The following is a 12,904-nucleotide window of genomic DNA, read 5'->3' as shown; positions in this document are numbered from 1 at the left end:
GAGTGAGCACCTTATTCGGAAAGTTTTATGCTATGATTGGTATTGTTTGATTCAAAACCAAATATACTATTTAATAATTGATTTTGAGGTAAAAGAGATTTTAAAAATTTAACACTGTCCCAAAGACGTGTTTTTGGATGAGTTTTTTCAAAAATAATTCTTTCTATTCTTAAAAATGTCAAACTTAATAGATTTATCGAAGAATCACATAAATCGAGTCTTTTATTTCTTTTATATATAGCGTATTTACTTATTTTTCTAGAATCTATACTTACAATTGAACTTGATATTCCGGTGCTAATAATCAAGTGCTTTTTATATTTTTAGTTTGATGTAATTTACCCAAACTTGTTCTCGATCGTTACTTTTCTTAAAATTTTCCAGCATAAACTCTCGATTGTATTTTACTTTTTCGTTGAAATGCAATTTTCCATTTACGTAAACTTTTATTTTCTTTTTCAAGTTGACCATTTCAGGCGAAATGTTTATGACAAATGATTGGATACTTGATGTTTTAATTCGGAAAATATTATTACCATATTCGGCTTTTATTTTCCCTGATTTTCTTGGAAATTTAAAAGCATCGATGTTCACTTCTTTTTCGATTAAATTATCATTATTGTCATCTTCTAGGTCTTCAAATTCTAACCATTTGGAAATTTTAAAGTTCAATTCTTTATGCCAGGGTGTTTTTAAATTTAAAGTATCTAATTTTATGTCTGAAACCCAATCAATATTGCCATATTTTTCATCGTCTAGTTCCCAATAAATTTCTTTCGGAAACGGATCTCGTCTCCTTTGAATTAAATCCTCAAAAAGAATTTGATATGCAGGTTCAGACTCATCAAATTGTGGAAACCAATGTGGAAACCCATTATAGCGGTATTCTTTGTAATCTGCGTTGATTTCGTTCATCAGCTTAGTGAAATCATCGTTGGCATTAGGTGGATAGTAATAGTCTTCATCAGTTGAAAAGTTGATAAACGAACGGTTTTTACCGTTTTCGACAAAAGTTCCTCCTGTAAAAACCATAGGATAAGTGTTGAATCCATAGAAACCAGCAAATTGTGTTGGCTGTTTCATCCAATACGAAAAAGAACCTGTGGCTCCGTTTGAATGTCCTGAAATAAAAACTTTGTTATCATCTATGCTGACCCCTTTTTTGATCAGTCTCAACATTTCAGGTATCATATAAAATCCATCATCAGGTGTCATCCAATTGTATTGCTTATTTCCTTTGGGAAAAATCAAAATGACTTCATTTTGCTCTGCATATTTCGTATAATAACGATTCCAACCTCCTAACCAATCAGCAAGTTGATAATCAGTTAAAACATTTTGCCTAACTGCACCGTGGAGGAAAAAGAGTACTGCATATTTCTTTTGAGGATTATAATTTTTGGGCAAGTGAATGAAAAACGAAGTTCTTGTTGAATCATTGATTGGAAAAGAAAGAGAATAATCTTGATTCTTCTTTAGCAAGTAGGGATGGTACTTTTTAATTGCTACATACAAATTTTCAGCACTTTCAATTTCTATCAAATTGTTATTAGAAACATCATAAAACTCCTTTTCTTTTTGCTTTAATTCATCATAAAAAAGCACTTTATCTTCTAATGCTTTTTGTTTTAGAATATTCCACCTTAGATCAGAAAGTAAGTTTTTGTACTCACTTTCGGAGTAACTTCCTAAAATATAACTCCAGCCAGGATAACCATCTTCATCAGTTTTCATCGCCGCAAGTGGTGTGAGATATTTGAATGCTTTATCGTAATCTTTTAATTCAGAAGCAAGAACGGAAGATTTATATAATCCAGTTCCATCAATGCTATCAGGATAAGTTTCAAAAGCGCTTTCATACATTTCCAATGCTTTTTTGTAACCTGATTCATCTTTTGCTTTCCACATAGTTTCCAATGCTTGTTGGGACAATTTGGAGTAATTTTCCTGCGCCTTGACGTTTAAGGCAAAAAAAAACAATACTAATGCAATATAATACCTCATTTTATTAAATTTTAATACAGCAAAACTAAAAACAAGTATTTACAAAAAATTGTACAATTGGAACATCAGCAATTAAGATTGCAAATGCCAAAAGGTATCTTCATCACCTAAGATTTTACCTTTGTCAAAAAAGACCTTTGGAGATTGCTCGGTGAGATGTTTATAAGTTTTAATTAAATGAGACTGATCATTAAAATTAAATTTGTGAGCCAATTCTGTAAAATTATTTTCAGGATTTTCAAAAAGCTTTTCATTGATTGTTTTTCTAAAAATAACAATATTTTGAAATTTTTTGATAGAAACGCCTAAGTGTAGCTGAAAAATCCGATTTAGATGTTGGCGGCTAATTCCGATTTTATTGGAAATTTCAGTAATCGATAAAGTTCCATTATGCTCAAAAATATAGGAAATAGCATCTTCAAGAGTTTGATTATTAAATGGCTGTATTTTTTTTTCAAAAAAATCATCCAATAAATCAACAAGAATTTCGGTTTTTGTTGTAGAGAAAATTTTTTTCAATTCTTTCTCGTTAAGGAAGTTAAAATCAGTGATATAATTAGTAAAGTTTAGATTACGATAAAACTGTTGAATGCCCAAAGGATTAAAAACAACAACAATGCGATGCACTCTTCCGATTTGTGTTACATCAAGCACCTTCTCGCGAATTGGTGTAAAAATCTGAAAAGGTTTTGTAGTTTCATCAAAAACCATAGTTCCATTTTCTAATCGATTGTGCGATTTATAAATTGAGATCGTATTGTTGAAATGTGGGAAACATTGAAATTCATTGATTATATTATTGGGTTTAATGTCCAAGTAATAATAATCAACATACTTTTGGATAATAGTGCTTTTTGGCTTGAACGTTTGAAATATTTCTTTCATTTCCTGATAATAACTTTTTTTAAAATAACGTCTAATGGTTTTCTATTTTGCGAAAATGACGATTCTCACCGCTAAACTGCAGACAAGGCAAGAATTTCAAACTTACAAAAAGTTTTAGACAAAGTATGAAACTGCCTCTTTTCCAAACGCTAGTTTGATACTAGCTTATTTATTAAAAAAAAGTAATTCGTTTCTTTCAAACAAATCTTCGATTTCCTCCTCTATATTTTGAGTCTATCTACTATCTCAACAAAAAAAACAACGACTTCGGAGTAGTTTTCCAGCCCTCTGCAAGAGCAAGTAGTTTTGATGGCACGAACTGTATTTCGAGTGCCTCAAAACATAACTTGCTGTGATCTTTCGATTACTAAATCCACCAATTTTACAAAGTAAAATCTATAGTGATTTCATATTAAGAAATCACTTACTATTTGACACTAAAGAGCCAAGTGTAACCTTAAAAATCCATTTAAGGTTTTCAAACTGGATATATATTTCCTTTGCTCTAAGATAGTAAAGTAAGTTTTGCAATTATCTTTCAATTAGCGCTTTAAAGCTGTTTTAAAATAATCTTAGTGTAAATACTTACAAGAGTAAAGTTTTCGACAAGCTAAAGCTTACAACTATCCATAATGTAAAATGTAAACCTTTAAAAATGTACAATATGGGAACAGTAAACCAACCATCAAAAAAAGACACTCAAAATGAGTTACTTGATGAAGATTATTTAATGAATATCATGAGCGGTGATATAGAAGTTAAGTCTGTAGAACAAAAACCTATCGTAGAAGAAAAAGAAGAATCTCTAATCCAAGAAAAAACAACAAAGGTCAAAGAGAACAAAATAAAGAAAGAATTAGCAACTACTACATACCAAGAGCTTTTTTTAATTAATGAATTTCCTTCATCAAGAGCTGGAAAGGTCGTTTATATCCGACCTGAGTATCACGAAGTATTAATTCGTATAGCCCAATTGGCTAAAGAAGAAAAAACTACGCTTTACTCTTACTTAGACAATATCTTAAAGCAACATCTACAGCAGTATAACTCTGAGATTACCCAATATTTTAATGACAAATTTAAACCTATTTTATAATGGAAAAAATAATCACTTAGGAGAATCAACTCTAGTACAGATTACTAAGAGTATAGAGAATTATATAGATACTTTTTTAAAAGAAGTATCTACTAAAGCAAAAGATGGCAAAACGATTTATATTCGTCCAGAGTTCCATAAGAAGTTAACACGTATAGTTCAAGTAATAGGAGAAAATAAGATATCTGTATATGCTTATTTATATAATCTATCAAACACTTTAAAGGTATTGTAACGGCTTAAACAACAAAGGCATTTATAAGATGCCTTTGTTAATGAAGAATTAATAATTTGATTTGCCATGATTTAAAAGCTTAAAATAATAATAAACCTACTTGATTTTTTTGTATTTATACTTCTATTATTAATTTCTATTATAGTCGTTTTTTATAAAGATATTAGGGTTGCCATATAAATGCATTGCGAGCCTACCTTCAGGAACAAAAAAATTATTGGAGATTTTTTCTTGATAATCAGCTAATGAATTATTTGCAATACAAACTGCTTCACTAATTGAATATCCTTCTATAAAACTTTCTAGAAAGTAGTTTAGCCAAAAAGATGGAATTGTAGCATCAAGCGCCCAAAACGGAGCTATTACAGCTTTATAACCACTATTAATTAAATCATGTACCAAAGATTGAACTTGATTAGAAAACAAATCCATATTAATTGATCCTGAATGACAAATAAATAATATTGCTATATCTCCCTGTAGGCTTCCCCATTTTATTGAATTTAAAATTTCAATTACTGAAGTATCATTTTTTTATTTAGGAAATCGTTAATAGTTTCTTTTATAAGAGACTGTTTCGATTTAAAATTTAATAAGTGATTTGAAATTAATAAAGATAAAAATATTCTTTAACTTACTGAATATTTACCTTATCTAAATTTTGAACTTTGTTTAGTATTGTAATTTCTGAAAAAGAATTTTTTTTATCCATTTGAATAAGTGTTCCCTCTAAAATAGCTGTTTTGTTAGTTAATTGATCTTTGTAAGAAATTGTAATATCATTACCTAATTGAATGTTATAACCACTATTCACAATCATATAGCAAGTAGTTTTTACTGAGCTATCACAAGATATTTTGGTGGTTCCTCCGTAGATCACAATATTTGCAGCGCCATGTACCTCAAGGGTATATTGTGCTTGCGCTTTTATAGATACTGTTACAATGAACAGTAGAATTAAATAAGTTACTGTTTTCATAATATATAAATTTATTTTTCTATTAATTCTAATTTTCCAAAATTTATTGTTTCATCAATCCATTTTTTCTGTAAAGTATATTTCTTACTATTTAAAAAAATTTCTGTATTAAAATATTCTCCCTTTGTAACATTTGTTGCTAAATCAACCATTTTTACTTTTTGATTTAGTGGATCTAATTTCAATGTAGCTAAACCTCCAAATTCATTTTTATTTTCTGAATTTAGCACATCAATATTTGTAATAATTGTATTTTCATCAAGTATGTTTAAAGAAGAATATACCCAATTGGATAGTAAGAATTCATTATCATTAAAAAAGAAGGAATTTGTTAAATAATATGTATCGTATTGATCAATATCTAATAGTGTTGAAATGTTTTTTTTATCTTTTATTTTTTTTACGGCTATAAAATCATCGGAAATCATATGAATATTATCTAGAGATTCACCTATCTGATACATTCTTTTTATTCTAAATCTACAAAACACCATATTTTCCTTGCTACTGAAGGACTGAATCTTGAGCATATCCATATTAAAATTTTTATAAATTGGTTTCGCATCTTTGAAATTAATTAAGGTAAAATCTTTTAGCTCTTTCTTATCTCTTAATGGTAAATTATATAGTTTTAAACTATCCACTATATGACTGTTTAAAAAAATAGGAGTATAGGTTGAATCTTTTTTTAGGAGGAGTAAAGCAATATCCATATTATTGTCAAGCGCAATAATATTTTCTTCTAAAATTGAAGCTATAATAGGTGAAGTATCAGAAAAAATAGAATCTTTTATAGAAAAAACAACCTTTTTATCGATTTTTATTTTACTTAAGTGAAGGTTGATTTTTGTTGGGTCAGTTATCAATTCAGCATTATCTCTTAAGTAGAGTATTGTCCTTGATGCTACACCAAAATTATGAAATATATCTTTATCAAAAATAAAGTTATATTGTAGTTTATAATTATTAAGATATTTTTTGGCATAGGCAATGTTATCTGTGATTACATTAATTTTAATATTTTCTGCAAGAACTACTTTTTTTTCTATTAAATCTAATGTACTATGTAGGTATAAGATACAATTTTCACAATCATTTTTTGAAAATAAAATATAAATCGTAGTTTCTTCACTATTTAAATGATGAATCTCATCTATATATTCATCTATTTGTTTGAAATCTTGTGAATATATAGAATTTCCTCCCAATGAAGTAATGAAAAAAAGTAATACTAAATAACAATATTTCTTTATCATAATTTTATTTTATTTAATTAGGCATAGTAGTACTATGCCTAATGGTATAATTTTATTTTTCTGTTTTGAATATTAAAATATTATCAGAATACTCTATTAATTTACCTGTAAATTTTACTGGTAATTTTTCTTTAATGGGATATACTTCAACATCGACCTTTGCGTAAGACGTAACAGGTCCTGATATAGTCATTGTATAACAATCAGTATCAATTTTAGAATTACAATTAATTCTTGTATCCCCATTACTTCTTATTGTAATACTAGCCTCACCATGTGCTATTATAGTTTGAGTTTGCGCATGCATTTGAAAACATCCAAAACCAATGAATGTACTTAGAATAATTAATTTTTTCATAATATATTTCTTTTAGTATGTATAAGTTAATTTTTTAGTAGTATAGTTACCGTATCCCAATTACATTTTTCGCTTTCTTTGGTATTTATCAATTTACCAGTATATTTTAGTTCTTTTATATTGGAATCATTTATGTGGATAGTAACATCACTATTTTCAGATAAAAATGGTTCTTGAGAAATTGGCTCAATGATTAATCTGTAACATTCTGTTTGTACTTGTGTATCGCATACAAGTTTAACCTCTGATCCTTTTTTTATAAAGATACTTGATTCACCTCTTACTGTCATTGATTGAGCAGATGCATTAATAGCAATTAGCCCCATAATAAGTAAATATGTTTTTTTCATATTCTTTCATTTTTAATTACTATTTAGTTTAAAAATTAACGTTAATTATAGTTAAATTTAAGTATTTTTTTTGCACAAAAAAAATATACTTGTTTTTTTTTTAAAATATTTTATCCTAATAATGTTTTTTCGGTTCGTTTTTTAATATAAAAATATATTTTTTAAATGTGAATACTGTTTATATACTCTATTCGTTTTTAAATAATAAACGCGAATTTACAATCTGCTTGTAGTACAGTTGAATTTTTAAGGATTATGATCTATTAGTCCACTTTCTGTTGGATGATTTTCTTCGTGTCAAAAAAACTGTAACGCCTGCATTTTTTGCACCAATGTTTCCATTCCCTGGTCATTGATGGTGTATAAAATAATAATGGGTCTATTCAAGCCATCGTAAAAACTTAGAAGGGTATGATTGGACTTGCTAACTTAGTCTGGACAAAGAGTTAAGCTTAAAAACTTATCTTTGACTTATGAAAAGAATTAGAAAGACTTACGATGCAGCTTTTAAGAAGCAAGCCGTTGAACTGGCTAAGGAAAGAACAAACAAATCAGAATTAGCTCGTGAACTTGGAATTCGAGCCACCTTGTTATATAAATGGTGTAAAGAGGCTCAAGAGTTTGGAGATGCTAGTTTTCCAGGTAATGGCAAACAAAAGCTTACACCAGAACAAGAAAGAATAAAAGAGTTAGAAAAGAAGTTAGCAGCTGTTGAATTAGAACATGAAATATTAAAAAAAGCAATCGGCATTTTCTCAAAGACCGGCAAATGATTTACCTGTTCATATTTAATCATGAACATGAATTTCCGATTGGGATTATGTGTAAGGTTTTAGAGGTAAGTAGAAGTGGTTATTATCATTGGAAACGGTCTCCTGTTAATAAAAGTAAACAAGCCAAAGCAGATCTAAAACGAGTTATTACAGAAGTTTACTTCGAGTTTAAACAGCGTTATGGTAGTCCTCGCCTTACAATAGAACTGAATGCACGAGGTTATAAAGTGTCTAAGCCAACAGTAGCTAAGTATATGAGAGAGTTAGGATTACGTAGTAAAGCAGCTCGACAATATAGAATTACCACAGATTCTGAACACAATTATTTAGTAGTTGACAATATTTTAGATAGAGAATTTACACAAACCGAACCAGGGAAAGCTTGGGTATTCGATATTAATTATATCGCTGTAAAAGAAGGGTTTATTTATTTATCTAACTACAATAATAGATCTATTCGATAGAAAGGTGATTGGATGGAGTCTGAGTAAAGATATGTCAACGGAAAACACCACTTTAGCAGCCTTTAAAATGGCTAAAAAGAACAGATCTTTTGAAGACAGATTAATTTTCCATTCTGACCAAGGAGTACAATATGCAAACTACAAATTTGCAAATTTTTTAGAGTCCTTTAATGTTGTTAGAAGCATGAGTAGGACTTTTTCTTTTACAATTTAGCGCACGGATTACAAATCCGCGCGATCGGTGTTATTTTTTTTCAATTTCTTTTAACATTAGTTCAAGTAGTTCTATTCTATCTTGCAAATCAATTTCATTACTATTTTGTGGTACTACGTAATGTCCCTCGTTGTTAATTATTCCTTTTTCTTCCAACTCATCTAATAATGTATTTGCCCTTCTATCCGTCATACCATTTTCAATTAAAAAACCGTTTGGTAATGATGAAATCAATATCTTTTTACGGTTATGTGAGAAAACAAGTTTTGCTCCATAATTTTCAAGATTGATATTTTTAATTCTTTTTGAGTTTTTAATTTCGTTAAAAAATGGGTTCCAATGCTGACCATTAAATTGTTTTTCTTTCATTTTCCAAATACAATAATCATTATCCTTCCAAAAAAAGTAATATCCTTGATTGCAGCTTTCTCTGAATAATGAATATTTCATAAAGTAATATTTCCAATCTTTTGGGTTGTTAGAATAATTTGAAAGAGTTTCTTGAATTTTATGCTGAATTGAAATCGATTGATTGGCTATAAAGAAGTCTAAACATTGTAAAATAACCATTCTTGTTTTTTCATAAAAATGTATTTTATTATAACCTGGTGTTGTTAGGAAATTTCTAATGACACGGCTTTTATTAGACATTAAGTTTTTCAATGTACCATCGTCTTGTGAATAGTCTCCAAAGCTCAATAAAAGATTGCTCTTAGTGTTAAAATCTGAAATAATTTCATCTTCGTCAAATAGTTCTAAAAATTTATCAGCTCTATTTTTAAAGTTACTTTCCAAAGGGAACAAAGAAATACTACCTCTCAATATTTCACTATCTTCAAGTTTTTGAAGTGTTTCTCTACTTGTTGGTGATTGACTTAAATATTCATTTTTGGACTTTTCTTCTTCAATTTGGTCAGTTTTAAATGTTTTGAAGATCTCCAAATCTCCATTTACTATAAAATGTTCAGCTTCTTCAAAAACATTTCCTAAAACAGATTCACGAAGTTCATTTTCAGAGTTTACAGCTAAGTTTCTTAAGGTTCTGATTTGTTCATTAAAACTGCTATTTGGTGTTTTAAGTTGTGTAAAACAACCTAATAACAAAATTTGTTCAGGCAAAGATAAACCTCTGTAATCTGAATAGTGAAATAAGCAACGTCTTAAAAGATTTGTGTCTTTGTGTTGAAAAAATAACCTTGTCTTATGAATATCAAAGTTTTCTTTTTCAATATAGAACAAATTATTCCAAAATGTAGGCTCTTGTTGTTCTTGATTGCATATAGCGTCTAAGGTGTCAAATAAAAAATTTTGGTTTTCAATATTACTGTAGATAATTTTGAGCAAATCAGCAGATTCAACTGTATTTGTATATCGTTTATCATTTGAGTCCTTCAAATCTTTTTTGAAAGAAATAATTGAAGTAATAAAGTTGAAAAGATTAAGAAATGAATTATCAACTGTTAAAGCAATATCCTCATTCTGGGATAATGCCCCAAATTCAAAAATAATATGCCAAACTGTATCAATCCATACTCCATCAATTGATTCTTCAAAACGTTTTTTTTGTTTTGGTTCAGATATTATTTCAGCAAATCCTGCTTTAAAATATTCAAACTCCGTTAAAGGTTTTCCACGAGAATTCATTTTTATGTACAGATCGTCTGTTAAACCGACTTTCTCCATATCTAACTTGTAGAAATAAAATGGTGAGTTTTCGATTATATTCCATACAGAATTTATATCCAAATTTCTATATCTTACCTCAATATCTTTTAATACAACAAGCATTGCCTGAATACTTGGGTCAAAATCCCAAGTTTCAAAATACCAAGGCTGATTTGTAATTTCCTCATTGATATGTTTATGTGTAAATTCAGGTTTAAAATGAATCAAATTTCTATAAAACTCTGTAGTACTGTGTCTTGTTTCATATAGAAAGTAAGAAAGAAAAGTTACTTCTTCATCTGAGATATTTTCTTTTACTGAAACAAACCAATACAACAACCAAAGTGTAGTTAATCTTTGTTGCCCATCAATAGGTATGAAAGTTGTTTGATTATTAGTATCTTTTTCATTGAATCCATAAATAAAATCTAATTCAATCTCCATATCTGAATTTAACTGTTTTTTAGAAATAAAGTCAAATAAAATATCTAAAAAATCTTTTCTGATTCTATTAGTTTTTTTATCTGTTCGGCCTTGTGCATAATCTCGTTGAATAATTGGTATTTCAACCTTATTATGCAGTATTTCAATATAATTAGTTCTCATTTTCTTCAACGATTTCAGGTTTGTATAGTTTTACGCATTTACATATTTCCTTTAAGTAAGCATCTCGTTCGTCTTTAGTCCAAACAGAATAATGTTGGCCATTTTCAGATGCGTAATACTTCAGAAAAATTCTTTTGGTGGCCAATGGAATAAAAGCCCCAATTCTGTCCAATTCAATAAGTTTTCTGCGTTTTACTTCAAAAACAGAATTGCTCAACGAAATGTTTTCAGTAAGTCCGAGCAATGCCATATTTTGAATTTTATGTAAATATTCATTTTCATTACTTTCATCAGAAGGAATTAGTTTTAAAATCCTTTCACTTAAAAGTTTAAAGCTTTCATATCTGTATGTTTTCTCGTCAATTGAATCGACCTCTGCAATAATTTTTTTTGCCTTTTCTTTATCAATTGCTACATTTAATAATATGTTAGTATGTGAACGAAGCCAATTGAACCATTCTTCTCTTTTATTTTCGTTTATCCCCTCAATATTTTGAGCGTGAATATGCTCTAAGCTTTTTGTAATGCTTTTATATATTTCAAAGGGGAAAAACTCATTACTATTTTTATTGGCTCTCGTCAGTTCAATATTGGTTAAAAGTAAAACTTTAATAATTTTATCATGATCGCTTCTTTTGTCGTAACTCAAATCTTCCCAATTATCATCAATTCCATTTGAAATTAGTTGATCTATTTCTTCTTCAAAATTTAGTTTCGTGTTGTTTTTTTTGATTTGTATTAAATTGCCAATCGGTGTTCCTGTAGAAATGAGATATCCAATTTTATGATAAAAATTTTTGTTAGAATACCAATAAGCTAAAGAACGGTAGATTTCTTCTACCTCAATCCATTTTCTCCAAAGTGAATCAGCAGTTTCATTTTCTTCAAAAAAGTGAATAAAGCTGAATAAAGGGTCTCTTTCATTTGGTTTTTTATTAGCAATAATGTCAAACAAATATTCAATTTTATTGCTATATTTATCTAGTTTTTCATTTGAAACAAAAGCCCAAAACTTTGGGTTGTTAAGTTGGTTTTCAATTTCATCCCAAATTTGTATTAATTGTGTTCTACGTTTAATTTTATCATCATTTGACATTTCATTAAAACTGTCAGAATTAACAAATTTTGCTTTAATCAATTCAGCACTTGTAAGAGGTATTTTTCCACGGTTTAAACGAGTAAATAATTCTTCACTTTTTTGTTCTGTATCTTTTATTTCATACCAAATTACTTGCACACTCCATTCAGGAAGCTGATTTCCCCCTTTATCATTTGTCAAGATACTTGGCAAAATGATTTTCAACATTTCATCTTTAACTTGCCTTGGTATTCCCTTATTTCCATCTTCAAACCATTCTTTAATACATTTATAAGCCTCGCTCATATAATATAAATCTGGTTTAGTATTATTAACTTGGTTTGATTCCAAAAATGTTTTGGATTCGAGTCTTGTTTTGTAATAAATAGAATATAAGTTATCAGGATATCCTTCGGATTTTAGATTATTTTGAAGATATTCCAATGTTAAATAAGTAACAATTCGATGAAGAGTTGTTAAGCGTTGTTGTCCGTCAATCAGTTCAAAACCATGTATGTTATTTCCTTGTATGTCATGCCAATCTGCTTTTCTTACGACTACTGGCTGTAAGCAATAGAATGTGTTTCTATTATTAGGCTCTTGTCTATATTCCCAAATGTCATTTAGTAACTGCAATACGTTTATTTTTGTCCATCTGTAACCTCTCTGGTACTCTGGAATGTAAAAGTTATTCCCTAAAAGTTCAGCAATACTTAATGTTTTAATTTGATTTTCCTTCATAATTATCAAATTTTATATTTTTATTAACATAAGTAAAAATATGTCATTTTTTTTGACTTTTTCGGATCAAGCACAAAAGTTGGGGAGGAAGTTGTAAAATAATATCTTTGCATGATGATGGATAGCAAAGAAATACTAAAACTAATCCTACCAGCGTATTTGGTAGAGCATTTCAATATTACAAAAGTTGAAGAATTAAA

Annotated in this window: 14 protein-coding genes; 5 read left to right on the top strand and 9 right to left on the bottom strand. The window is 28.6% G+C overall.

The window, feature by feature from the left end:
• Positions 1–315 precede the first annotated feature (315 nt).
• Both ACLJX0_RS08780 and ACLJX0_RS08775 read right to left on the bottom strand, forming a co-directional pair.
• The gene (locus ACLJX0_RS08780; RefSeq protein ID WP_410879825.1) at positions 316–1,908 is read right to left on the bottom strand and encodes an alpha/beta hydrolase-fold protein; all 1,593 of its coding nucleotides are present in this window, start codon (positions 1,906–1,908) and stop codon (positions 316–318) included.
• A 168-nt stretch (positions 1,909–2,076) separates the two neighbouring features.
• A complete protein-coding gene (locus tag ACLJX0_RS08775) occupies positions 2,077–2,889 on the bottom strand; it encodes a helix-turn-helix domain-containing protein (RefSeq protein ID WP_410879824.1) in 813 nt (270 codons plus the stop codon).
• Positions 2,890–3,553: 664 nt separating this feature from the next.
• On the opposite strand from ACLJX0_RS08775, the gene ACLJX0_RS08770 reads away from it, so the two are divergent.
• Positions 3,554–3,985: a DUF3408 domain-containing protein gene (locus ACLJX0_RS08770; RefSeq protein WP_410879823.1), complete on the top strand. Its 432-nt coding sequence runs from the start codon at positions 3,554–3,556 to the stop codon at positions 3,983–3,985.
• Positions 3,960–4,220 carry a DUF3408 domain-containing protein gene (locus ACLJX0_RS08765; protein WP_410879822.1) on the top strand — a complete coding sequence of 87 codons (261 nt, stop codon included), beginning with the start codon at positions 3,960–3,962 and terminating at the stop codon, positions 4,218–4,220. The genes ACLJX0_RS08770 and ACLJX0_RS08765 overlap by 26 nt, the downstream gene beginning before the upstream one ends.
• A gap of 129 nt (positions 4,221–4,349) precedes the next feature.
• Here the strand turns inward: ACLJX0_RS08765 and ACLJX0_RS08760 are convergent, their stop codons facing one another.
• The 5 genes from ACLJX0_RS08760 to ACLJX0_RS08740 form a co-directional block, all read right to left on the bottom strand.
• On the bottom strand, positions 4,350–4,652 hold the full coding sequence (locus ACLJX0_RS08760; protein WP_410879821.1) for a hypothetical protein: 303 nt from the start codon (positions 4,650–4,652) through the stop codon (positions 4,350–4,352).
• Between the two features lie 202 nt (positions 4,653–4,854).
• Positions 4,855–5,199 (bottom strand): hypothetical protein, encoded by a 345-nt coding sequence (locus tag ACLJX0_RS08755; protein WP_410879820.1) that lies wholly within the window; start codon positions 5,197–5,199, stop codon positions 4,855–4,857.
• A gap of 11 nt (positions 5,200–5,210) precedes the next feature.
• Positions 5,211–6,455: a hypothetical protein gene (locus tag ACLJX0_RS08750; protein WP_410879819.1), complete on the bottom strand. Its 1,245-nt coding sequence runs from the start codon at positions 6,453–6,455 to the stop codon at positions 5,211–5,213.
• Positions 6,456–6,507: 52 nt separating this feature from the next.
• Positions 6,508–6,813: a hypothetical protein gene (locus ACLJX0_RS08745; protein ID WP_410879818.1), complete on the bottom strand. Its 306-nt coding sequence runs from the start codon at positions 6,811–6,813 to the stop codon at positions 6,508–6,510.
• A 26-nt stretch (positions 6,814–6,839) separates the two neighbouring features.
• On the bottom strand, positions 6,840–7,163 hold the full coding sequence (locus tag ACLJX0_RS08740; protein ID WP_410879817.1) for a hypothetical protein: 324 nt from the start codon (positions 7,161–7,163) through the stop codon (positions 6,840–6,842).
• Positions 7,164–7,636: 473 nt separating this feature from the next.
• Here ACLJX0_RS08740 and ACLJX0_RS08735 point away from each other — a divergent pair, with 473 nt between their 5' ends.
• From ACLJX0_RS08735 to ACLJX0_RS08725, 3 genes are read left to right on the top strand one after another with little or no spacing between them, the layout of a single operon-like run.
• Positions 7,637–7,936, top strand: coding sequence for a transposase (locus ACLJX0_RS08735; protein ID WP_410879816.1), 300 nt, complete (start codon positions 7,637–7,639; stop codon positions 7,934–7,936).
• A gap of 47 nt (positions 7,937–7,983) precedes the next feature.
• On the top strand, positions 7,984–8,400 hold the full coding sequence (locus ACLJX0_RS08730; RefSeq protein WP_410879815.1) for an IS3 family transposase: 417 nt from the start codon (positions 7,984–7,986) through the stop codon (positions 8,398–8,400).
• A 4-nt stretch (positions 8,401–8,404) separates the two neighbouring features.
• Positions 8,405–8,614 (top strand): DDE-type integrase/transposase/recombinase, encoded by a 210-nt coding sequence (locus ACLJX0_RS08725; RefSeq protein ID WP_410879814.1) that lies wholly within the window; start codon positions 8,405–8,407, stop codon positions 8,612–8,614.
• A 30-nt stretch (positions 8,615–8,644) separates the two neighbouring features.
• On the opposite strand, the gene ACLJX0_RS08720 is transcribed toward ACLJX0_RS08725, so the two are convergent.
• Positions 8,645–10,885: a DUF262 domain-containing protein gene (locus tag ACLJX0_RS08720; RefSeq protein WP_410879813.1), complete on the bottom strand. Its 2,241-nt coding sequence runs from the start codon at positions 10,883–10,885 to the stop codon at positions 8,645–8,647.
• A complete protein-coding gene (locus tag ACLJX0_RS08715; RefSeq protein WP_410879812.1) occupies positions 10,875–12,704 on the bottom strand; it encodes a DUF262 domain-containing protein in 1,830 nt (609 codons plus the stop codon). Before ACLJX0_RS08715 ends, ACLJX0_RS08720 begins: the two co-directional genes overlap by 11 nt.
• Positions 12,705–12,904: the final 200 nt, after the last annotated feature.

It is taken from the genome of Myroides sp. DW712 (genome assembly GCF_046557355.1).
Taxonomy (GTDB): domain Bacteria; phylum Bacteroidota; class Bacteroidia; order Flavobacteriales; family Flavobacteriaceae; genus Flavobacterium.
This window is presented reverse-complemented; position numbering and strand designations above follow the sequence as displayed.